At 62.7% G+C, this 21,840-nt stretch carries 18 protein-coding genes; 17 read left to right on the top strand and 1 reads right to left on the bottom strand.

What is annotated here, in order from left to right; translation table 11 throughout:
- Positions 1 to 58 precede the first annotated feature (58 nt).
- The 3 genes from K5607_RS03285 (at position 59) to K5607_RS03295 (ending at position 5,802) form a co-directional block, all read left to right on the top strand.
- Positions 59 to 3,550 carry a response regulator gene (locus K5607_RS03285; protein ID WP_221048184.1) on the top strand — a complete coding sequence of 1,164 codons (3,492 nt, stop codon included), beginning with the start codon at positions 59 to 61 and terminating at the stop codon, positions 3,548 to 3,550.
- 73 nt (positions 3,551 to 3,623) lie between these two features.
- Positions 3,624 to 4,814, top strand: a complete 1,191-nt coding sequence (locus K5607_RS03290; RefSeq protein WP_217995128.1) for an EAL domain-containing response regulator — start codon at positions 3,624 to 3,626, stop codon at positions 4,812 to 4,814.
- Between the two features lies 1 nt (position 4,815).
- Positions 4,816 to 5,802, top strand: coding sequence for a response regulator (locus K5607_RS03295; RefSeq protein WP_221048185.1), 987 nt, complete (start codon positions 4,816 to 4,818; stop codon positions 5,800 to 5,802).
- 27 nt (positions 5,803 to 5,829) lie between these two features.
- Here K5607_RS03295 and K5607_RS03300 read toward each other — a convergent pair whose 3' ends face one another.
- Positions 5,830 to 6,663: a hypothetical protein gene (locus tag K5607_RS03300; protein ID WP_054774939.1), complete on the bottom strand. Its 834-nt coding sequence runs from the start codon at positions 6,661 to 6,663 to the stop codon at positions 5,830 to 5,832.
- A gap of 420 nt (positions 6,664 to 7,083) precedes the next feature.
- Here K5607_RS03300 and K5607_RS03305 point away from each other — a divergent pair, with 420 nt between their 5' ends.
- The 14 genes from K5607_RS03305 to K5607_RS03370 all read left to right on the top strand — a co-directional run bounded on the left by K5607_RS03305 (position 7,084) and on the right by K5607_RS03370 (position 21,823).
- Positions 7,084 to 8,439, top strand: a complete 1,356-nt coding sequence (locus tag K5607_RS03305; RefSeq protein WP_221048186.1) for a Na(+)-translocating NADH-quinone reductase subunit A — start codon at positions 7,084 to 7,086, stop codon at positions 8,437 to 8,439.
- Complete coding sequence (locus tag K5607_RS03310; protein ID WP_221048187.1) at positions 8,439 to 9,644, top strand: NADH:ubiquinone reductase (Na(+)-transporting) subunit B; 1,206 nt, start codon at positions 8,439 to 8,441, stop codon at positions 9,642 to 9,644. The genes K5607_RS03305 and K5607_RS03310 overlap by 1 nt, the downstream gene beginning before the upstream one ends.
- The gene (locus K5607_RS03315) at positions 9,637 to 10,545 is read left to right on the top strand and encodes a Na(+)-translocating NADH-quinone reductase subunit C (protein WP_054773175.1); all 909 of its coding nucleotides are present in this window, start codon (positions 9,637 to 9,639) and stop codon (positions 10,543 to 10,545) included. The genes K5607_RS03310 and K5607_RS03315 overlap by 8 nt, the downstream gene beginning before the upstream one ends.
- A 3-nt stretch (positions 10,546 to 10,548) precedes the next feature.
- Entirely contained in the window at positions 10,549 to 11,235 is a 687-nt protein-coding gene (locus tag K5607_RS03320; RefSeq protein ID WP_054773176.1) for an NADH:ubiquinone reductase (Na(+)-transporting) subunit D, read from the top strand.
- A complete protein-coding gene (gene nqrE / locus K5607_RS03325; protein WP_054773177.1) occupies positions 11,235 to 11,843 on the top strand; it encodes an NADH:ubiquinone reductase (Na(+)-transporting) subunit E in 609 nt (202 codons plus the stop codon). Before K5607_RS03320 ends, nqrE begins: the two co-directional genes overlap by 1 nt.
- Before the next feature lie 10 nt (positions 11,844 to 11,853).
- Positions 11,854 to 13,077 carry an NADH:ubiquinone reductase (Na(+)-transporting) subunit F gene (gene nqrF, locus K5607_RS03330; protein ID WP_221048188.1) on the top strand — a complete coding sequence of 408 codons (1,224 nt, stop codon included), beginning with the start codon at positions 11,854 to 11,856 and terminating at the stop codon, positions 13,075 to 13,077.
- Between the two features lie 80 nt (positions 13,078 to 13,157).
- Positions 13,158 to 13,367 (top strand): (Na+)-NQR maturation NqrM, encoded by a 210-nt coding sequence (nqrM, locus tag K5607_RS03335; protein ID WP_221048189.1) that lies wholly within the window; start codon positions 13,158 to 13,160, stop codon positions 13,365 to 13,367.
- 8 nt (positions 13,368 to 13,375) lie between these two features.
- Entirely contained in the window at positions 13,376 to 14,797 is a 1,422-nt protein-coding gene (sbcB, locus tag K5607_RS03340; RefSeq protein WP_221048190.1) for an exodeoxyribonuclease I, read from the top strand.
- A gap of 70 nt (positions 14,798 to 14,867) precedes the next feature.
- Positions 14,868 to 15,404, top strand: coding sequence for an SRPBCC family protein (locus tag K5607_RS03345; RefSeq protein ID WP_221048191.1), 537 nt, complete (start codon positions 14,868 to 14,870; stop codon positions 15,402 to 15,404).
- Between the two features lie 24 nt (positions 15,405 to 15,428).
- On the top strand, positions 15,429 to 16,400 hold the full coding sequence (locus K5607_RS03350) for a YVTN family beta-propeller repeat protein (protein WP_054773178.1): 972 nt from the start codon (positions 15,429 to 15,431) through the stop codon (positions 16,398 to 16,400).
- Positions 16,400 to 16,753: a YqcC family protein gene (locus tag K5607_RS03355; protein WP_054773179.1), complete on the top strand. Its 354-nt coding sequence runs from the start codon at positions 16,400 to 16,402 to the stop codon at positions 16,751 to 16,753. The genes K5607_RS03350 and K5607_RS03355 overlap by 1 nt, the downstream gene beginning before the upstream one ends.
- A gap of 74 nt (positions 16,754 to 16,827) precedes the next feature.
- The gene (moaA, locus tag K5607_RS03360; RefSeq protein ID WP_054773180.1) at positions 16,828 to 17,832 is read left to right on the top strand and encodes a GTP 3',8-cyclase MoaA; all 1,005 of its coding nucleotides are present in this window, start codon (positions 16,828 to 16,830) and stop codon (positions 17,830 to 17,832) included.
- 10 nt (positions 17,833 to 17,842) lie between these two features.
- Positions 17,843 to 20,524 carry a pyruvate dehydrogenase (acetyl-transferring), homodimeric type gene (aceE, locus tag K5607_RS03365; protein ID WP_343222965.1) on the top strand — a complete coding sequence of 894 codons (2,682 nt, stop codon included), beginning with the start codon at positions 17,843 to 17,845 and terminating at the stop codon, positions 20,522 to 20,524.
- Between the two features lie 9 nt (positions 20,525 to 20,533).
- A complete protein-coding gene (locus tag K5607_RS03370; RefSeq protein ID WP_221048192.1) occupies positions 20,534 to 21,823 on the top strand; it encodes a 2-oxo acid dehydrogenase subunit E2 in 1,290 nt (429 codons plus the stop codon).
- Positions 21,824 to 21,840 lie beyond the last annotated feature (17 nt).

Genomic DNA, 21,840 nt, shown 5'->3' on the forward strand with positions numbered 1-21,840 from the left:
GCGCCTGCGCCGAATAGATCGCCAGCCATGCCGATAAACCGCTCTGAAGGAGCCTGATATGCAAGCCGCAAGAGACGCCGGCGCCGAAATCCTCATCGTCGACGACAACCGCGCGCAGGTGGAGCCGCTGCGTTTGCTGCTGGAAGGGCAGGGCTATCGGGTCACCGCGACGGCGAACGGCAAACAGGCGCTGGCGGCGGCCCTGTCGCGCAAGCCGGCATTGCTCGTCAGCGACATCGTCATCCCGGAGCTGGACGGATACGGCTTGTGCCGCGCGATCAAATCCGACGACAAGCTGAAAGACGTCCCGGTGATCCTGCTGACTTCCCTGGCCGATCCGCACGATGTGATCCGCGGGCTGGAGTGCGGGGCGGACAACTTCATCCGCAAGCCTTACGACGGGGACTATCTGCTGTCGCGCATCCGGTCTTTGCTGATGAACGTCGAGCTGCGCAACAGCCGGGACACCCAGCACGGCGTGGAAGTCGACATCGGCGGCGGCAAGCATCTGATTACCGCCGAACGGCAACAGATACTCGATTTGTTGATCTCCACCTACGAGCAGGCCGTTCGCTTCAACAACGAATTGATGCAGCGGGACAGGGACCTGGTGGATTGCAACCAGGTGCTGAGCGGCTTGTATCGCGTCGCCGACGGACTCAACCATGCGGACACCGAGCTGGCGGTGGCGGAAACGGTGTTGACCCGCGCGCTGGAGCTGCCCGGCATCCAGGGCGGGTGCATCTGGTTGAGGGAGGGCGAATCCGGCTTTCGCTTGGCCGCGTCGTGCAACCTGTCGCTGCCGCAGGGGCAGGACACCTTCGAAGGCGTTTGCGCATGCCAGCACAAGCTGCTCAGCGGCGAACTGGATCGCGCCGTCAATATCATCGAATGCGAGCGCCTGGTGATGGCCAAGGGCGCCGCGCCGTCTTCGTGCCATCACGCCAGCATTCCCCTGTGGACGCCCGGCCGCAGCGCGCTGGGCATCATGAACTTGGTCGGATCGGGAGACGGGCTGTTCAATGAAATGATGCTGAAAATGCTGTTCGGCATCGGTAACCAGGTCGCCGTGGCGCTGGAACGCGCCCGGCTGCACGAGCGCCTGGAGCGCTTGGTCGAGGAGCGAACCGCCAAATTGGCGGCGGAAGTGGCGCAACGCCGGCTGGTCCAGGAGGAGCAGTCGCGGCTGGCGGCCATCGTCGAAGCCACGCCGGATCTGGTGGCGACGGTGGGGCTGGACGGCCGCGTGCTGTATTTCAACCCGGCCGCCCGGCAACTGCTGGGATTCGACGCCGAGTTCGTTCCGTTCGCGGTGAACCTGTTCGATACCCATCCCGCCTGGGCCTCTCAGTTGATACGGCAGGAGGCGATTCCTTACGCGCTAGAGCACGGTACCTGGAGCGGCGAAACGGCGCTGCTGGGGCGCGACGGCCAGGAAATTCCCATGTTGCAGGTGATTATCGCCCACCGGAGCCACGATGGAACCGTGGGGTACTTGTCGACCATCGCTCGGGACATCGGCAAGCGCAAGCAGACCGAAGCCGCGCTTTTGCAGCTCAACGAAGAGCTGGAGAGCAAAGTGGCGGCGCGCACCGCCGATCTGGAGTTGGCGCGCCGCGCGGCGGAGGAGGCCAACCGCGCCAAGTCGGCTTTTCTCGCCAGCATGAGCCACGAGATCCGGACGCCCATGAACGGCGTGATCGGCATGGTGGACGTGCTGCACCAGACCAGCCTCAAAGGCCATCAAGTGGAAATGGTCGAACTCATCCGCGATTCGGCTTACGCCTTGCTGGGCATCATCGACGACATCCTGGACTTCTCCAAGATCGAGGCCGGCAAGCTGGAAATCGAGCACGTTCTGATGTCGCCGGTGGAGGTGGTGGAAAAAGCCTGCGATATGTTGGATCGCCTGGCGGAAAAGAAAGGCGTGGAGTTGACGCTGTTCACCGATCCGGCGTTGCCTGGGCAAGTGCTGGGCGATCCCGGCCGCTTGCGGCAGATTTTGGTCAATCTGGTCAACAACGCCATCAAATTCTCCAGCGGACAGGAGCAACAGGGCAAAGTCTCGATTCGGGCTCTGCTGGCCGAGCAGGACCCGGAGCGGATCGTGATCGAAGTGCGGGTGGCCGATAACGGCATCGGCATGGACCGGGAGGTCCAGGCGCGGCTGTTCGCCCCTTTCGTCCAGGCCGACGCCTCGACCACCCGCCGTTTCGGCGGCACCGGCCTGGGGCTGGCTATCGTTCGCCATCTGGTGGCCTTGAAGGGTGGCGAAATCGCCGTGCAAAGCGAACCGGGCCAAGGCAGCGTGTTCAGCGTGCGCCTGCCGTTCGCGCTGCCGGCGGATCAGGCCGAAGCCGCCGATGACGGGCCGCCGGTCGCCGGTCTGTCCTGCCTGCTGGTGGGCGGCCCGGACGGTTTGGCCGGCGATTTCGCCGCCTATCTCAAGGCCACCGAGGCGCGGGTGGAGTGGACGCCCGATTTGGCTGCGGCCATGCGATGGGCCGAAACCTGTCCGCCGGGCGTCTGGGTATGGGTGATCGACTTCGGCAGCGAGCACGGACGGCCGGAGGATTTGCGCGCGGCCAGCCGGGCGCGGCCGGACGTCGATTGCCGCCTGGTGGTCATCGAGCGCGGGCAGCGCCGGCGGATACGCCGCCTGAAGGACCCGGAGCGGGTGATGGTGGACGGCAACGTGCTTAACCGCCGGACATTCCTCCGCGCGGTCGCGATCGCTGCCGGCCGTCTGTGGGAGGACAGCGACGCCGCGACAACCGGCGGCGAAGAGACGTCTTTCCAGCCGCCGTCGCGGGAGGAGGCCCTGCGGCAAGGACGCTTGATTCTCATCGCCGAAGACAACGACACCAACCAGAAAGTCATTCTGCAGCAGTTGGCGCTGCTCGGTTACGCCGCCGATGTCGCCGCCAACGGCGGCGAGGCGCTGGAACGCTGGCAAAGCGGCGATTACGCCTTGTTGCTTACCGATCTTCACATGCCGGAAATGGACGGTTACGAACTGACCGGGGCTATCCGCGCCGCGGAGCAGGACTCCCGGCGTATGCCCATCGTTGCGTTGACGGCCAATGCCTTGCGGGGCGAGGCGGAGCATTGCCGCGCCGTGGGAATGGACGATTATTTGAGCAAGCCGGCCCGGCTGTCGGATCTAAAGGCCATGCTGGAAAAATGGCTGCCTAACGCCGACGAAATCCCCGCCCCGGCGATAAAGCCGGTGGATGTGAGCGTACTACAGCAGCTGGTTGGCGATGATCCTGCAATAATTAACGAATTCTTGCGCGACTTTCGCCTCAGCGCGGCCAAAATCGCGGCGGAGTTAAGGGCCGCCTGCCTTGACGGGCAAGCGGAGCGGGCCGGCGCGGCGGCTCATAAGCTCAAATCCTCGTCCCGCTCCGTTGGCGCGATGGCGTTGGGCGAGTTGTGCGCCGAGCTGGAACAGGCCGGCAAAGCGGGACGGATGGAGGCCTTGTCCGACTTGTTGCCGCGTTTCGAGGCTGAGATATCCGCCGTTGAGCAATATCTGGCGGCATTGTAGCGATGGTTGCGGATACGTCCGCGGGGAAGTGGGAGACAAGTTTGTGGTTAAAAGGTCCGATGTCAGAGTCCTGGTGCTTGATGACGAGCCGTTCATGCTCAAATTGCTGGCGCATATGTTGGCAAGCCTGGGGTTCGCTTCGATCACCACTTGCGACAGCGGCCGCGCCGCCCTGGCTTTGTTCGACGGTCCCGACACGCCGCCGGACCTGATCCTGTTGGATCTGAATATGCCGGAGATGGATGGGGTGGAGTTCGTGCGGTATTTGGTCGAACGCCGCTACGTCGGCAGCCTGGTTTTGGTCAGCGGCGAGGACGAGCGCATGCAGCAGTCGGTCGAAAAATTGGTGCGGGCGCACAAAATCTCCATACTCGGCCACCTTTGCAAACCCGCTTCGCCGGAGAAGCTGGCGGAACTGCTCGGCCAATGGACGCCGCCGCCGGCAGGCAAAGTCAGGGTGGCAAAGAAGGCCTACGATGCGGACGAGGTGCGCGCCGCCATTGAGGGAGGCCGGCTGATCAATTATTACCAGCCCAAAGTATCGGTTTCCACCTCCGAGGTGGTCGGGGTGGAAACGCTGGTGCGATGGCACCATCACGAGGATGGCGTGGTCGCGCCCGATCAGTTTATCGGCGTCGCCGAAGCGCACGGCCTGATCGACGGCTTGACGCAGGTGGTGTTCACCAATGCCTTGGCCGACGCCAAAGGCTGGCAAGAAGCGGGGTTGGCGCTGCGGGTGGCCGTCAACATTTCCATGGACAACCTGGAGTCGCTGGATTTCACCGACTTCGTCGCCGCCCAGACCCTGGCGGCCGGCGTGCCGCCGCAACAAGTGGTGTTGGAGGTGACGGAAAGCCGGTTGATGCAGGATGCGCGCACTCCGTTGGAAGTCCTGGCGCGCTTGCGCTTGAAGCGCTTTCGCCTGTCGATCGACGATTTCGGCACCGGGCATTCTTCGTTGGCCCAATTGCGCGATATTCCGTTCGACGAGCTTAAAATCGACCAGGGATTCGTGCATGGCGCCTGGAGCAACGAGACGTTGCGCGTGATGTATGACGCCAGCCTGAACCTGGCCCGGCAGTTGGGCATGGAGGTCGTGGCGGAAGGGATCGAGGACCGCGAGGATTGGGAGCTGTTGCGCCGAACCGGCTGCGACATCGCCCAGGGTTATTTGATCGCTCGGCCCATGCCGGCCGCCGACGTCGCCGGCTGGATAGCCGACTGGCAGTCGGGGGGCTTCAGCCGCCTTGTCGTTGGGGATTGAAATGGCCGTTTATAGCTCCTCCGTTTCCACCGTTTTGGTCGCATCGGATAACGTCCACGATGCGGCGTTGGCGAAAAAGCTTCTGGACGTCGACTTCGGGAAGGTGTTGTTGTCCATCGATCCGGTCCGGATGACGGAAGACTTCGATCATCGGAAGCCGGACGTGTTGGTGCTGGCGTTCAGGGCGCTGGAAAAAAGCGTGCGCCATTACCTGGAGTTGCTCCATCTGGGGGGCGCAGTCCAGTCGCAGCCGCACCGCACCGTTGTCCTGTGCGGCAAGGAGGAGGTTCCGCAGGCTTACGAGTTGTGCCGCGACGGGGTTTTCAACGACTATGTCCTGTTCTGGCCTATGGCGGACGACGCCTTGCGTTTGCCCATGGCGGCACATAATGCGTTACGGTCGCTGGCGGCCGTTCGCGCCGGTTGGCCGGCGGCGCAGGATCTCGCCGTTCACAACCATCGTTTGGCGCGACAGTTGGAGCTGTTGCTGCATCCGCCGGGGGAGGCGGGCCGCGAAGCCGGCGCCGCTGTCGAACCGGCCGGCGGCGGGGGCGTCGCCGTCGACGAGAGCGGGGCGGGAGGCGAGGGGCGCTCGCCCGAGTCTCCGGCGAAACGCCAGCCGGCCACGATACTGGTGGTGGACGACGACGAATTTCAGCACAAAATCGTCAGCACGATCCTGAAGGACGACAACTACCGGTTGGTGTTCGCCACCGGCGGAGTCGACGCGCTGAATCTGCTGCGCAAGGTGCGGCCCGACTTGATTCTGATGGATGTCATGATGCCGGATATGGATGGTTTGGCGGTGACGAGGCAGATTCGGGCCGCCTCCCGCTTTTCCGGTATTCCTATCGTCATCATCACCGGCAAAAGGGAGAAAAACATCGTTATCGACAGTTTGAAGGCCGGGGCCACCGGCTTCGTCGTCAAGCCCTTCGACCGGGACACGCTGCGCAACAAGGTGGCGCAAGTGCTGCATTTGGCTTAAACCCGGTCGCCGCTTCGCGCCGGCCGGTTATTTCAGCAGTTGCAGATAGTCACGCTGCAGATCCTCGTAGCGGCGCTGGATTTGGTTGTACATCTGCGTGCGTTGCTCGATTTTCTTCGATAGCTCGGCGATTTTCGCGTCGCAGAGCTGCTTTTCTTCCGTCAGGTCGCGTATCTGGGCGTGTTTTCGCGCGGTTTCCGCCCGCAAGCGGTGATTGTCCCGGGTCAGGGCGTCCAGGTGCGGTTCCACCAGCATTTTGGCTTTCTCCAGTTCGCCGACCATGGCTTGCAGGTTTTCGCTGTTTTCCTCCAGGCGGGCGATGATTTCCAGCAAGCCCCTCACGTCGGATTCGCCGCCCATCAGGTGCCGCACACTGGACAGCAGCTCCTGGTTGGAGTGCTGTATGTGCTCGAATTTGCCGCGCAGCAGTTGCACGAGATGGTTTTTATAGGCCGTCAATTCGGCGATTTGCCGGCTTTGCTGATCCAGCACCGCCTCCACGTCCTGCAGTTCCTGGCTAGGCTGGGCCAGCTCGGCGGGCGGCGTTTTATCCTCCGGCTTAGTCGCCGGCCTGACCAATTCCTTCCACAAGGCCTGCCAGCTTTCGGCCGTTCCGGGCGGCTCTTCTTCGGCGAGCTGCTCGAGCGCGTCCAGGTAGCAGCTTGCGTCGTTGACGAAGGCGTCGTTGCCGCAGTGGGCCAGGTTGTATCGATGGTATTCGACGATCTCTTCGAACGTTTCCCACGCCCGGTTCAGTTGCCTGCGAAGCTGGCGCAGGCGCCAGAACCAAAAACCGGCCAGCGGCAGCACAATGACCAGCACTTCCAGCAAACCGTAAAACAGCAGGGGGTTTTGGCTCATGTGCATCTTCCGGGGTGGTGGCCATGTCGGCGGCGAGGGAGAAAAAGGGCGGGCTCTCCGGCGCCCAGCATCATAAAGAATCTAGCGGCCGTAGGGAAAGTCGCAGGTCGAATCGCCGGGAAGCGGGGCCCGGGCGGCGCGCGAAAATCGACGCGGCCGCCTGGCGCGGCGAAACGAGCCGAGCGTCCCGGGGCTGACGGGCGAGGAGGTGTGCGGTAGGCGGCTGCAAAAGCGGTCGCGGAGCGCTTTTCTCCTCGGCTAAGACGTGCTGCGAGTGGTGACGCTGGCGGCCTTGTCGTGATACCATTCACGGGTTTGAAAGAATCTTGGGTGGTTCCCCCCTGTTGAGCGTCGCCTCCACCACGGATGACGGTCCGGGGAATTTTGTGCGTAAACCGTCTGACCAACAGGCTCAACCGTATGCTAATCAAGATAGACAAAGGCTTGGATTTGCCCATTACGGGCGGACCCGAGCAAGCGATCCGCGACGATGGCGGCAGGGTCGCCACCGTGGCCGTCGTCGGCCAGGACTATGTGGACCTCAAGCCGACCATGCTGGTGCAAGAGGGTGACCAGGTTAAGCTGGGCCAGCCTCTCTTCGCCCACAAGAAAAATCCCCGCATTTTGTTCACCTCGCCGGGTTCCGGTGTGGTCAAAGCCATCCATCGCGGCGACCGGCGCGTGCTGCAATCCGTGGTGGTCGCCCTGGACGGCAAGCGGGACGAAATCAAGTTCAAGAGCTACCGCGCCGAAGAGCTGTCCAGCCTGGCGGCGGACAAGGTCAAGGACAACTTGCTCAACTCCGGCTTGTGGACCAGTCTGCGTACCCGTCCCTACAGCAAGGTGCCCGATCCCGATACGGTTCCCCACGCCATTTTCGTTAACGCCATGGATACCAATCCCTTGGCGGGCAATCCGGAAGTGGTGATCAACGCCCGCGCGGCGGATTTCGTCAACGGGCTGGCCGTGATCGGCCGCTTGACGGAAGGCAAGGTATACCTGAGCAAGGCGCCGGGCGCCAAGCTTCCGGCCAGCGACCGCGTGACGGTGGCGGAATTTTCCGGCCCCCACCCGGCGGGCTTGGCGGGTACCCATATTCATTTCCTGGATCCGGTCAGCACTGACCGTACGGCGTGGAGCCTGGATTACCAGGCAGTCATGGCCATCGGCGCGCTGTTCACCACCGGCAAGCTCAACGTCGAGCGCGTGGTGTCCCTGGCCGGCCCCATCGTCAACAAGCCGCGCTTGGTGCGCACCCGCGTCGGCGCTTGCTTGAGCGAGCTCACCGCCGGCCAGTTGGCCGCCGGCAAGGAAGCTCGGGTGATCTCCGGCTCCGTGCTGCACGGCCGCAAGGCGGAAGGCTGGGCCGACTTCCTCGGTCCGTATCACAACCAGGTGTCGGTCGTCGAAGAAGGCCGCGAGCGCGAGTTCATCGGCTGGCTGGAGCCGGGCGAGAAGAAGTTCTCCGCCCTCAACGTGATGCTGAGCAGCCTGCCGAAGTTCGCCGGCAAGAAGTTCGCCTTCAATACCAACAAGAACGGCAGCGCCCGCGCCATCGTGCCGGTGGGCGTTTACGAGACGGTGATGCCGCTGGACATCCTGCCGGCTCAGCTGCTGCGCTCCCTGGTGGTCGGCGATACCGACATGGCCCAGGCTTTGGGCTGCCTGGAGCTGGACGAGGAGGACCTGGCGCTGTGCACCTTCGTCGATCCCGGCAAGCACGACTTCGGCCCGGTACTCCGGCAGAACCTAACCCAGATTGAGAAGGAAGGCTGATGTCTCGCACAAGAGAATTCCTCGACAAACTGCACCCGCACTTCGCCAAGGGCGGGAAGTTTGAAGTTCTGTACCCCGTGTTCGAAATGGTGGATACCTTCCTGTATTCGCCCGCCGACGTGACCACGGGCAACACCCACGTGCGCGACGCCGTGGACCTGAAGCGCGTCATGACCTACGTGGTGCTGGCGAGCTTGCCCTGCGTGTTGATGGCCATCCTCAACACCGGCTACCAGGCCAACCTGGCCATGGAAGCCCTGGGCAAGACCTCGGTGGACAACTGGCGCGGCCTGATCCTCAACATGTTCGGCTACAGCCCGTACAACCCGCTGTCGGTGGTGATGCACGGCCTGATGTACTTCCTGCCGGTTTACATCGTCACCCTGGTGGCGGGCGGCATCTGGGAAGTGCTGTTCGCCACCGTGCGCAAGCACGACGTGAACGAAGGCTTCTTCGTGTCCTCCATGCTGTTCGCCCTGTCCCTGCCGCCCAGCATTCCGCTGTGGCAGGTGGCCATCGGCATTTCCTTCGGCGTGGTGCTGGGCAAGGAAGTGTTCGGCGGCACCGGCAAGAACTTCCTCAACCCGGCCCTGACCGGCCGCGCCTTCCTCTACTTCGCTTATCCGGCTTCCATGTCCGGCGACGCGGTGTGGACGGCGGTGGACGGTTATACCGGCGCCACCGCCCTGGGCCTGGCGGCCATGGGCGGTGTGGACGGCATCACGGCCGCAGGCATCGGCTGGTTCCAGACCTTGATCGGCTTCGAACAGGGTTCCATGGGCGAAACCTCCGTGCTCGCTTGCGCCCTGGGCGCTGCGTTCCTCATCTACACCCGCGTGGCCAACTGGCGCGTCATGGCCGGCGTCATGGTCGGCATGGTCGGAACCTCGACCCTGCTGAACATCATCGGCAGCGACAGCAACGCTATGTACTCCATGCCGTTCTATTGGCATCTGACCCTGGGCGGTTTCGCCTTCGGCATGGTCTATATGGCCACCGACCCGGTCAGCGCGGCGATGACCAATCCCGGCCGTTGGGTATTCGGCGCTTTGGTCGGCTTCATGACGGTGCTGATCCGCGTGGTCAACCCGGCCTTCCCGGAAGGCATCATGCTGGCCATCCTGTTCTCCAACATATTCGCGCCGCTCATCGACTACGTCGTGATCAAGGCGAACATCAGAAGAAGGGCGAAACGCTATGCCTAACCAAGACCAAGACTTCAAAGCCAAGTTGGCGGTCTGGCGGGAGCAGTTGGAGCGCTACTGGCGCTACGTGCTGACCCTGTCCAACGACAGCTTCGAAAAAACCGTAGCGGTGGCCTTCGCCCTGTGCTTGGGCGGCGCCGTGCTGGTGTCCGCTTCGGCGGTGATCCTGCACCCGTTGCAGGTATCCAATAAGTCCAAGGACGAAAAGCTCAACATCCTCGAGGTGGTGGGCATGCTGGACGAGGACACCGACGTGGACGAGGCCTTCAAGCAGTTCGAAGTGAAGATCGTCGACCTGTCCACCGGCGACTACGACAACGGCATCGACCCGAAGACCTACGACCAGCGCAAAGCGGCCAAGGATCCGGTGATGGGCGTGTCGATCCCGGCCGAAGAGGATATCGCCAGCATCAAGCGCAAAGCCAAATACGCCAAGGTTTACCTGGTGAAAGAGGCGGGCAAGCTGAAGTCGGTGATCCTGCCGGTGAATGGTTACGGCCTGTGGTCCACCATGTACGGTTTCATGGCCCTGGAAGCGGACGGCAACACCGTGGTCGGCCTGAACCTCTACGACCAGGCGGAAACGCCGGGTCTGGGCGGCGAAGTGGTGAACCCCAAGTGGAAAGCGTTGTGGAAGGGTAAAAAGGTCTACAACGAATCCAGCGTGGCGGTGCACGAATCGAACCTGTCGGAAAAAGGCCAAACCGTCGAGATCGGCGAAGTGGCTTTAGGTTTGGTCAAGGGTGGCGTGGATCCGTCCAAGCCGGGTGCCGAGTTCCAAGTGGACAGCCTGGCCGGCGCGACGCTGACCAGCCGCGGCGTGAGCAACCTGGTGCGCTACTGGATGAGTAAGGACGGTTACGGTCCTTACTTGGCAAAGGTTAGAGCTGGAAAGGGCTAAATCATGAGCATCAATCTGAATCTGGACGCTGAGTCCAAAAAAGTTCTGGTCGATCCCCTGGTGGACAACAATCCCATCACCTTGCAGGTGCTGGGCATTTGTTCGGCCTTGGCGGTTACGTCCAACCTAGGTACGGCGCTCATCATGAGCTTGGCGCTCACCACCGTGACCGCCTTCTCCAGCGCCGGCATCGCAGCCATCCGCAACCACGTGCCCAGCAGCGTGCGCATCATCGCCCAGATGGTGATCATTGCTTCCCTGGTGATCGTGGTGGATCAGCTGCTGAAAGCTTTCGCCTACGGCGTCAGCAAGCAGCTGTCGGTGTTCGTCGGCCTCATCATCACCAACTGCATCGTGATGGGCCGCGCCGAAGCCTACGCCATGAAGAACCCGCCCTGGGAAAGCTTCCTGGACGGCATCGGCAACGGCGCCGGCTACAGCTTGATCCTCATCACCGTCGCCACCATCCGCGAAATCCTCGGCGCTGGCAAGTGGCTGGGCCACGAAGTGCTGCCCCTGGTGAAGGACGGCGGCTGGTACGTGCCCAACGGCCTGCTGCTGCTGCCGCCCAGCGCTTTCTTCCTCATCGGCCTGATCATCTGGGGCGTGCGTTCCTGGAAACCGAAGCAGGCGGAGAAGGCGGATTTCCGCATCAATGCGCTGGCGCACGGTGAAGGGGGGGCACACTGATGGAAGCCTATATCAACCTCTTTATAAAGTCGGTTTTCATCGAAAACATGGCTTTGTCGTTCTTCCTGGGCATGTGCACCTTCATCGCCGTGTCCAAGAAGATCGAAACCGCCGTCGGTCTCGGCATCGCTGTGACCATCGTGCAGATCCTGACCGTGCCGGCCAACAACCTGATCTACAGCTATCTGCTGAAGGAAGGGGCGCTGTCCTGGATCGGTCTGCGCGACGTGGACCTGAGCTTCCTGGCCCTGATGGCCTGCATCGGCGTGATCGCCGCCATGGTGCAGATCCTGGAAATGGTGCTGGATAAGTTCTTCCCGGCTTTGTACAACGCGCTGGGCATCTTCCTGCCCTTGATCACGGTGAACTGCGCCATTCTGGCCGGTTCCTTGTTCATGATCGAGCGCGACTACAACTTTGCCGAAAGCACGGTCTACGGTATCGGTTCCGGCTTCGGCTGGGCCTTGGCCATCACCCTGATGGCCGGCGTGCGCGAAAAGCTGAAATACAGCGACGTGCCGGCCGGCCTGCAAGGGCTGGGCATCACGTTCATCACGGCGGGTCTGATGGCGCTGGGCTTCATGGCGTTCTCGGGCATTCAATTGTAAGGGCCGCACAATGTTGGAAATCATTCTAGGCGTATTGTTTTTCACGGTGATCGTGATCGCCCTGGTGTTCTTGATCCTGGGCGCGAAATCGAAGCTGGTGTCGTCCGGCAACGTGGACATCGTCATCAACGATGAAAAAACCATTCACGTGCCGATCGGCTCCAAATTGCTGACGGCGCTGGCGGAAAACAACCTGTTCGTCTCGTCGGCTTGTGGCGGCGGCGGTACCTGCGGCCAGTGCAAAGTGCAGGTGCTGGAAGGCGGCGGCGAAATCCTCCCCACCGAGCTGTCCCACATCACCAAGCGCGAAGCGGCTTGCGGCGACCGCTTGTCCTGCCAGGTGGCGGTCAAGCAAAACATGAAGATCCACGTGCACGACGAAGTGTTCGGCGTGAAAAAGTGGCAGTGTACGGTCAAGTCCAACAACAACGTGGCGACCTTCATCAAGGAACTGGTGTTGGAATTGCCGGCGGGCGAAAACGTCAATTTCCGCGCCGGCGGCTACATCCAGATCGAATGTCCGCCTTACGACCTGAAGTTCTCGGATTTCGCTGTGCAGCCGGAATACCGCGGCGATTGGGATAAGTTCAAGCTGTGGGACATCGAATCCCACGTCAAGGAACCGACCATCCGCGCTTATTCCATGGCGAACTACCCGGGCGAAAAGGGCATCATCATGCTCAACGTGCGTATCGCCACGCCGCCCTTCGGCAAGTTCGACAGCATTCCGCCGGGCATCATGTCGTCCTTCATCTTCAACTTGAAGCCGGGCGACAAAGTGACCATTTCCGGCCCGTTCGGCGAATTCTTCGCCCGCGAAACGGAAAACGAAATGGTGTTCATCGGCGGCGGCGCCGGTATGGCGCCCATGCGTTCGCACATCTTCGATCAGCTGAAACGTCTGAAATCCAAGCGCAAGATGAGCTTCTGGTACGGCGCGCGTTCCCTGCGGGAAACGTTCTATGCGGAAGAGTTCGACCAGCTGGCCAAGGAAAACCCCAACTTCCAGTGGCATTTGGGTCTGTCCGAGCCGCAGCCGGAGGATAACTGGACCGGCTATACGGGGTTCATCCACAACATCCTGTACGAGCAGTACCTGAAAGGCCATCCGGCGCCGGAGGACTGCGAATACTACATGTGCGGTCCGCCCATGATGAACAACGCCGTCATCAACATGCTGTTGAGCATCGGTGTTGAAAGGGAAAACATCATGCTGGACGATTTCGGCGGCTAAGCGCAAAATCGGACGGTAAAAGCAAACTGCGGGGAGCCTTCGGGCTCCCCGCATGTTTTTCTAGCGTTGGAGAGTCGACCATGGGTACTTTGTTTTTAATCAGTTTCGCCCTCATCGCCGTAGTGTTCCTCATCATGTCGGTGGGCGTCATTTTCGGCCGCAACCCCATCAAGGGCTCCTGCGGCGGACACGGCGCGGGCAACGAGTGCGTTTGTTCCCAGGCCAAGCAGGAGGCTTGCGAGAACCGCAAGCGGCGTTTGGCGGCGGCCGAGGGCCATACCGAGCACTAAGGCGTCGCGTGGCCCATACGTTCTTTTTTCACGATTACGAAACCTTCGGGGTCGACCCGCGCCGCGATCGGCCGTCCCAGTTCGCCGGGGCGCGCACGGACGAAAACTTCAATCCCGTCGGCGAGCCGGTCATGGCCTATTGCCGGCCCGCTCCCGACTATCTGCCCGATCCTATCGCCTGCCTCATCACCGGTATCACGCCGCAGGTGGCTTTGGAGAAAGGCTTGGGAGAGGCGGATTTCGCCGCGCTGATCCATGGCGAATTGTCGCGGCCGCAAACCTGCGCCCTGGGTTACAACACCATCCGCTTCGACGACGAGGTCACTCGTCACCTGTTGTACCGCAATCTGTACGACCCCTACGCGCGCGAGTGGCAAAACGGCAATTCCCGCTGGGATTTGATCGATTTGGCGCGGGCGGCGCGGGCGTTGCGGCCGGACGGCGTGCTGTGGCCTGAGGTGGACGGCCAGCCCAGCCTCAAATTGGAGCATTTGACCGCTGCCAACGGCTTGGCCCACGAGGCCGCCCACGATGCCTTATCCGACGTGTATGCCACCATCGCCTTGGCGAAGCTGTTAAGGGAAAAGCAGCCCAAGTTGTTCGAGTTCATCTGGAAAAACCACGGCAAACAAGCCGCCGCCGGGCTGTTGGGGCTGGGCACCTACCAGCCGTTGCTGCACGTTTCCGGCATGTATCCCAGTGCGCGGGGCAACTTGGCCGTGGTGGTGGCGCTGGCGGCCGATCCGGTCAACAACAACGGCGTCGTGGTGTTCGACCTGAGCGCCGATCCGGAGCCGTTGCTGACCCTGTCGGCCGAAGCGATCCGCCAGCGTCTGTATACCGCCAGCGCCGACCTGCCCGAGGGCGTCGAGCGGATTGCGCTGAAAACCGTGCATATCAATAAAAGCCCGGTGCTTGCGCCCATGAATGTGCTGAGGCCGCAGGACGCCGAGCGCTGGGGCATCGATCCGGTGCGCTGCGGCGAGCACCTGCACGCCCTGCAGAACGCCGTGGGGCTGGCCGAGAAGCTGCGGGAGGTGTTCGCCCCGCGCGAGCTGCCGGCCAACGATGTGGACGTGGCGTTGTATGACGGATTTATCGGCGACGGCGACAAGGCTTTGTTGAATCGCCTGCGCGCCATGGATCCCTGGGAGTTGGCGGAAGCGCGGCCGGCGTTTAACGACCCCCGTTTGCCCGAATTGTTGTTTCGGTATCGCGCGCGCAATTGGCCGGAAACCTTGGACGAGGACGAGGTCCCCCGCTGGGAAGATTTTCGCCGCAAACGGTTGACGGAAGCCGGGTCAGGCTGGCTGGCATATGCCGATTACCGCCAAAAACTGGACGCTATGCGGCGCGAGTATGCCGGCGATAGCGCCAGGCAAGTCTTGCTCGACGCGCTCGACGATTACGGCCGCGGCTTGTCGGCTTAGGGATTTTTGGATTGCAATTGTCCGGCCGGCCTGCCATTCTTTTTCGTTCAAATTCACCCTCGGAGGACTCATGAATAGAGCCGTTTTGTTCGTTTCCGCACTGATCCTGACCTGGACGTCCGCCGCCAATGCGCACGGCCCGTCCCGCCAGAAAGTGTCCGAAAGCATCGTCATCAACGCTTCCGCCGATGCAGTTTGGGCCAAGATTAAGAATTTCCACGACGCCAGCTGGATGCCCATGGTCGCCGGCACTGCAGGCCAAGGCGGTAATGACGCCGGCGCTACCCGCGAGCTGACGCTGAAAGCCGGCGGCGTGGTGAAGGAAGAGCTGAAAAAATACGACGACGCCGAAAAGAGCTTCTCCTACAAAATCGTCAAAGACGGCGTGGACATGAAAGTCCTGCCGGTTAACGACTACTCCGCGAAGATCACCGTGACGGCCGAAGGCGCCGGCGCCAAGGTGGAATGGGCAGGCGCGTTTTATCGCGGTTATATGAACAACTGCCCGTGCCCGCCGGACCAGACCGACGAAGCCGCCGCGGAAGCGGTGACCAAGCTCTACAAAGAGAGCCTGGCCAACCTGAAGAGCCTGGCGGAAAAGAAGTAAGCCTGTAAGCGGGCTGCGTTTCCCATGGTTAGAACGGGAATCCACTTGACGGCGGCGGCCTGTGTCGCCGCCGTTTTGTTTGGCGCGGCCGCCCAGGCCGAGCCGCTGGCGTATATCACGAACCAGGGCGGCGACAGCGTTTCGCTGATCGATACCTTGTCCAACCACGTGGTGGAGACGCTCGGCTTGCCGAAGGGCTCGCGCCCGGCCGGCGTGGCGGTAAGCCGCGACGGCGGCTTGGCGGCCGTCACCAACGCCGAGGGCAAAACCCTCACCCTGATCGACGGGCATCGCCGCGTCATCCGCCAGACTTTGCCCATGGGCGACGGTCCGGTGGGCGTGGCCATGCCGTCTAACGGCGGCAGGGTGTACGTGGCGGATTGGTATGGTCACTATGTTTCCGTCTTCGACACCGTGGGCGGGCAGGTGCTTAAACGCATTCCGGTGGGCAAGTCCCCGTCCGGGATTGCGGTGAGCGGCGATGGAAACAAGGTTTATGTGGCGAACCGGGACGACAACTCCGTGGCGCTCATCGATGCCGCCGGCCTGGAAGTCAAGCGCACCGTTGCGGTCGGTCGCCATCCGTTCGGCATCACTCTCAGCGCCGACGGCAAGCGCCTTTATTCCGCCAACGTGGAAAGCAACGACGTGTCGGTGATCGATACGGCGGACATGCGCGTGGTGAAAACCGTCAAGGTCGGCGAACGGCCTTATGCCATCGCCTTGGCCCTGGGCGGCAAGAGGATTTTTGTCACCGACCAGTACGACAACGCCGTGGCGGTCATCGACGGCGACAGTTTGAGCATGGTCGGTTCGGTGGAGGTCGGCCAATACCCGGAAGGCATCGCCACCCATCCCGACGATCGCCACGTGTACGTGGCCAACTGGATGGACAACTCCGTGTCGGTGATCGACGCGGAAACTTTGAAAGTGGTTCGGACCATAAAAACCGGCGAGGGCAGCCGCGCCTTCGGCCAGTTCATCGCGGGACACTGATGGAGCTGTCCCAGTGCCAGGCAAGGAGTGCCGAGTTATTGCTGGAAATCGAAGCGGAAATGCGCCGTATCGGTCTGTGGGCGCAAGAGGCGCCCAGCGCCGCGGACTTGGCGAGCCCTTTGCCGTTTTGCTGCGATACCTTGAATTTCGCCCAGTGGCTGCAATTTGTTTTCCTGCCGCGCATGAAAATCCTGTTGGAGGCGGGGGCCGCGTTGCCCAGCCAGTGCGGGTTGGCGCCCATGGCGGAAGAAAGCTTTCGTTTCGTGGAGATAAATACCGTTAAAATATCGGCCCTGTTGCGCCAAGTGGACGATACGCTGACGGCGGGGGCGGAAAACTGTTCCTCCCATTGACGCGATACGGCCGAGACTCGCTGCTTCGAGCCGCAGCAGTTTGAATTAATCGCCTTGCATTTTGACCGGCAACCATGAGTTCGCAACCGCCCAGCAGCTTGATCGACCGTTTCGGCCGGCGCGTGAACTACTTGCGCCTGTCCATCACCGATCGTTGCGACTTCCGTTGCGTCTATTGCATGTCGGAGGACATGCGGTTTCTGCCCCGGGCGCAAATTCTCACCTTGGAAGAGTTGCAGACGCTGGCCCAAGCCTTCGTCGAGCTGGGCGTGGACAAAATCCGCGTTACCGGCGGCGAGCCCCTGGTGCGCAAGGGGGCGATGGAGTTGCTGGAAGGATTGGGGCGGTTGCCGGGGTTGCGGGAGCTGGTGCTCACCACTAACGGATCGCAGTTGGAGTCCTCGGCGGCAAGGCTCAAGGCGGCGGGAGTCAAGCGCCTCAATATCAGCCTGGACACCTTGGACGGCGACAAATTCCGCCAGATCACCCGTGTCGGCGATCTGGCTCGGGTGCTGCGCGGCATCGAGGCGGCCCGCGCGGCCGGATTCGAGCGTATCAAACTTAACGCCGTGATCCTGAAACACCGCAACCACGATGAAGTGGCGGATTTGGCCGGCTTTGCCCTGCGGCACGGTTTGGATATCAGCTACATCGAGGAAATGCCGCTAGGCTCGGTGGACGGCCGCGACAGGGCCGAGGCGTATTACTCCAGCGACGAAATCCGCCGCGATTTGGAAGCCCGCTACGTCCTGGAGTCGACGGACGAGGATAGCGGCGGGCCGTCCCGCTATTACCGGGTGGCCGGCAGCGACAGCCGTATCGGTTTTATTTCGCCCCACAGCCACAATTTCTGCCATGCCTGCAACCGCGTGCGGTTGACGGTGGAGGGGCGGTTGTTGTTGTGCTTGGGCAATGAACACTCCGTGGATTTGAAACGGGTGCTGCGCGCCAATCCGGGCGACAGCGGCAAGTTGAAGCGGGCCATCGTTGACGCCATGGCCGTCAAGCCCGAAAGGCACCATTTCGATTTAACGGAGCAGCCAGTGATTTTTCGACATATGAGCGTTACCGGTGGTTGAGGATAGAGGTATGACAAATCAAAACATGCAGGCCGGCGGTCAGGGGGGCGACATCGATCCCCAGGAAACCCGCGAATGGTTGGATGCGCTGCAAGCGCTGATCGAGCGGGAGGGCGTCGAGCGCGCCCACGGCCTCCTCGAGCAACTGGTGGACGCCGCCCGGCGGGCCGGTGCCGACCTGCCTTACAAAGCCACCACGGCTTACGTCAACACCATTCCGGTGGAACGCCAAGCCCGTTCCCCCGGCGACCCGGCCCTGGAAAACCGCCTGCGCGCCTACATGCGCTGGAACGCCATGGCCATGGTGGTACGGGCCAACCGGGAGAACACCGAGTTCGGCGGTCATATCGCCAGCTTCGCTTCCATCGCCACCCTGTACGAGGTGGCGTTCAACCACTTCTTCCACGCCCCCAGCGAAAGCCACGGCGGCGATCTGGTGTTTTTCCAGGGCCACGCGGCGCCGGGCATCTACGCCCGCGCTTTCCTGGAAGGTCGCTTGACCGAGGAGCAGCTGATCAACTTCCGTCGCGAGTGCGGGGGGCCGGGCCAGGGCTTGTCGTCCTATCCCCATCCCTGGTTGATGCCGGACTTTTGGCAGTTCCCCACCGTGTCCATGGGCTTGGGGCCGATCCAGGCCATTTACCAGGCCCGCTTCATGAAGTACCTGCATAACCGCGGCTTGGTGGAGTCGGAAGGCCGCAAAGTCTGGTGTTTCTGCGGCGACGGCGAAATGGATGAGCCGGAGTCCTTGGGCGCCATTGGCTTGGCTGCCCGCGAGCAATTGGACAACCTGATTTTCGTCATCAACTGCAACCTGCAGCGCTTGGACGGCCCGGTGCGCGGCGACGGCAAGATCATCCAGGAACTGGAAGGGCAGTTCCGCGGCTCCGGTTGGAACGTCATCAAAGTCGTGTGGGGTTCCCAATGGGACGCTCTGCTGGCGCGCGATACCACCGGCTTGCTGCAAAAGCGCATGGACGAAACGCTGGACGGCGAATACCAGACCTTCAAATCCAAAGACGGCGCCTACGTGCGCAAGCACTTCTTCGGCAAGTACCCGGAACTGCTGGAGTTGGTCGCCCACATGTCCGACGACGAAATCTGGCACCTCAACCGCGGCGGCCACGACCCGCACAAGGTTTACGCCGCCTATGCTGCCGCCACGGCCCACAGCGGCCAGCCGACGGTGATCCTGGCTAAGACCGTGAAAGGTTACGGCATGGGCAAGGCTGGCGAAGCGTTGAACACCAGCCACCAGCAGAAAAAGCTCGACGCCGACGCCATCAAGGCGTTCCGCGACCGCTTCCGCCTGCCCATCGCCGACGACCAATTGGCCGAACTGCCGTTTTACCGGCCGCCCGCCGACAGCCCGGAGATGGTTTACCTGCACGAGCGCCGCAAGGCCCTGGGGGGGCATTTCCCGGCGCGCCGGCCGGATGTGCCGCCGCTGTCGGTGCCGCCGTTGTCGGCTTTCGAAGCCTTGCTCAAGGGCAGCGAAGGGCGCGAACTGTCCACCACCATGGCTTTCGTGCGCATGCTCAGCGTGCTGCTCAAGGACGAAGCCATGGGCAAGCGGGTCGTGCCCATCGTGCCGGACGAGGCGCGCACTTTCGGCATGGAGGGCCTGTTCCGCCAGTTCGGCATCTACGCGCCGACCGGCCAATTGTTCGAGCCGGAAGACGCCGGCACCATCAACTATTACCGGGAAGACCGCAAAGGCCAGATGCTGGAAGAGGGCATTTGCGAGGCCGGCGCCCTCAGCTCCTGGATCGCCGCCGGTACGGCTTACACCAACCATGCTCTGTCCATGGTGCCGTTCTTCATCAATTACTCCATGTTCGGCTTCCAGCGCGTGGGCGACCTCATCTGGCTGGCGGGCGACATTCAGGCGCGCGGCTTCCTCATGGGCGCCACCGCCGGCCGCACCACCCTGGCCGGCGAAGGCTTGCAGCACCAGGACGGCCACAGCCAAGTGCTGGCGGCCAACGTGCCGAACTGCCTTTCCTACGACCCGGCTTTCGCTTACGAGCTGGCGGTCATCATCCAGGACGGCCTGGAGCGCATGTACGTGCGCGGCGACAAGGTGTTCTATTACATCACCATCGCCAACGAGAACTATGCCCACCCGGCCATGCCGGAAGGCAGCGCGGAAGGCATCGTCAAGGGCATGTACAGCCTGCAAGACGCCGGCAAGAAGGCGCAAGTCCAGCTGTTGGGCAGCGGCTCCATCCTGCGCGAAGTGATCGCGGCGGCGGACCTGTTGAAGCAGGACTTCGGCGTCGCCGCCAGCGTGTGGAGCGTCACCAGCTTCAACGAACTGGCCCGCGACGGCGCCGACGCGGAGCGCTGGAACCGCATGCACCCCGAGCAGAAGCCCCGCACCAGCTATGTGGAGCAATGCCTGGGCGGCACTAAAGGCCCCGTCGTGGCGGCCACCGACTACGTGCGCCTGTATATGGACCAGATCCGTCCCTACGTGCCGCGCCGTTACGTGGCTTTGGGCACCGACGGCTTCGGCCGCAGCGATTGCCGCAAAGCCCTGCGCCATTTCTTCGAAGTGGATCGCCACTACGTCGCCGTGGCCGCCCTCAAGGCGCTGGCCGACGAAGGCACGGTGCCGGCCGCCAAGGTCGCCGAGGCCATCGCCCGTTACGGGCTGGACCCGGAAAAAGCCAATCCGATGACGGTATAAGGAGCCGCCATGACAGAACAACTGATACGGGTGCCCAGCGTCGGCGATTCCAAGCCGATGGAAATCATCGAGGTTTTGGTAAAGCCCGGTGACCGGGTCGAGGTGGACCAGTCCCTCATCACCCTGGAAAGCGACAAAGCCAGCATGGAGGTGCCGTGCCCCATGGCCGGCGTGGTCGTCGCCATGCAGGTGAAGCAGGGCGACAAGGTGAGCGAAGGCGCGCCGATTTTGACTTTGCAAGTGGCCGAAGAGGGCGCCGCTCCCGCCGCCGAAGAGGCCAAGCCGGCCCCGGCCAGTCCGCCGCCGGCTCCGGCAGCGCCGGCCGCTGCTGCTGCCGCGCCGGTGCAAACCAGCGCTCCGGTAGCGACGCCGGCCGCTCCTGCCCCCGTGCCAGCCGCGCCTTCGTCGGCGCAGGGCCTGCCCCACGCCAGCCCCGCCGTGCGCCGCTTCGCCCGCGAACTGGGCGCCGACGTGGCGCAGATCACCGGCACCGGCCCCAAGGGCCGCATCCTCAAGGAGGACGTGCAGGCCTATATCAAGGCCCGCTTGCAACAGCCGGCCGGCGGCATCGCCGTGGCGTCCATGCCGTCCATCGACTTCTCCGCTTTCGGGCCGGTGGAGCTGCACCAGCAGACCCGCATCCAGAAGCTGTCGGCGGCGTATTTGCAGCGCGCCTGGCAGACCATTCCCCACGTCACCCACCACGACGAGGCGGATGTCACCGATCTGGAAGCCTTCCGCGTGTCCCTCAAGGACGAAGCGGCCAAGAAGGGCGTCAAGCTGACCCTGCTGCCCTTCGTGGCGGAAGCGGTGGTGGCGGCGCTGAAGGAATTCCCGCAGTTCAACGCCTCCCTGGACGGCGACAACCTGGTGCTGAAGCGCTACTACAACATCGGCATGGCGGTGGATACGGAAGAAGGCCTGGTGGTCCCGGTGCTGCGCGATGCGGACAAGATGCGCACCCTGGAGATCGGCGCGGCAATGGCCGACCTTTCCGAGCGCGCCCGCAAGCGCCAGTTGAAGCGCCAGGAAATCGAAGGCGGCAGCTTCACCCTGTCCAGCCTGGGCGGCGTGGGCGGACGCTTCTTCACGCCCATCATCAACGCGCCGGAAGTGGCGATCCTGGGCCTGTGCCGTACGCAGTTGACGCCGGTCTACCGCAAAGGCCAGTTGGAGCCGCGTTTGCTGCTGCCCCTGTCCCTGTCCTACGACCACCGCGTCATTGATGGCGCCGTCGCCGCGCGCTTCGTCAATCACGTGAAAGCGTCGCTGGCCGACATCCGCCGCCTGTTGCTGTAATCCGCCCGGGCGATCAA

This window comes from Methylogaea oryzae, assembly GCF_019669985.1.
In the GTDB taxonomy this organism is placed as follows: Bacteria; Pseudomonadota; Gammaproteobacteria; order Methylococcales; family Methylococcaceae; genus Methylogaea; species Methylogaea oryzae.

Coding starts and splice junctions, on each gene's coding strand:
- aceE (WP_343222965.1), top strand. CDS start 17,843: ATGACAAATCAAAACATGCAGGCCGGCGGTCAGGGGGGCGACATCGAT.
- nqrM (WP_221048189.1), top strand. CDS start 13,158: ATGGGTACTTTGTTTTTAATCAGTTTCGCCCTCATCGCCGTAGTGTTC.
- K5607_RS03310 (WP_221048187.1), top strand. CDS start 8,439: ATGTCTCGCACAAGAGAATTCCTCGACAAACTGCACCCGCACTTCGCC.
- K5607_RS03305 (WP_221048186.1), top strand. CDS start 7,084: ATGCTAATCAAGATAGACAAAGGCTTGGATTTGCCCATTACGGGCGGA.
- K5607_RS03320 (WP_054773176.1), top strand. CDS start 10,549: ATGAGCATCAATCTGAATCTGGACGCTGAGTCCAAAAAAGTTCTGGTC.
- K5607_RS03355 (WP_054773179.1), top strand. CDS start 16,400: ATGGAGCTGTCCCAGTGCCAGGCAAGGAGTGCCGAGTTATTGCTGGAA.
- K5607_RS03300 (WP_054774939.1), bottom strand. CDS start 6,663: ATGAGCCAAAACCCCCTGCTGTTTTACGGTTTGCTGGAAGTGCTGGTC.
- K5607_RS03350 (WP_054773178.1), top strand. CDS start 15,429: ATGGTTAGAACGGGAATCCACTTGACGGCGGCGGCCTGTGTCGCCGCC.
- nqrE (WP_054773177.1), top strand. CDS start 11,235: ATGGAAGCCTATATCAACCTCTTTATAAAGTCGGTTTTCATCGAAAAC.
- K5607_RS03345 (WP_221048191.1), top strand. CDS start 14,868: ATGAATAGAGCCGTTTTGTTCGTTTCCGCACTGATCCTGACCTGGACG.
- K5607_RS03295 (WP_221048185.1), top strand. CDS start 4,816: ATGGCCGTTTATAGCTCCTCCGTTTCCACCGTTTTGGTCGCATCGGAT.
- K5607_RS03315 (WP_054773175.1), top strand. CDS start 9,637: ATGCCTAACCAAGACCAAGACTTCAAAGCCAAGTTGGCGGTCTGGCGG.
- K5607_RS03370 (WP_221048192.1), top strand. CDS start 20,534: ATGACAGAACAACTGATACGGGTGCCCAGCGTCGGCGATTCCAAGCCG.
- moaA (WP_054773180.1), top strand. CDS start 16,828: ATGAGTTCGCAACCGCCCAGCAGCTTGATCGACCGTTTCGGCCGGCGC.
- nqrF (WP_221048188.1), top strand. CDS start 11,854: ATGTTGGAAATCATTCTAGGCGTATTGTTTTTCACGGTGATCGTGATC.
- K5607_RS03285 (WP_221048184.1), top strand. CDS start 59: ATGCAAGCCGCAAGAGACGCCGGCGCCGAAATCCTCATCGTCGACGAC.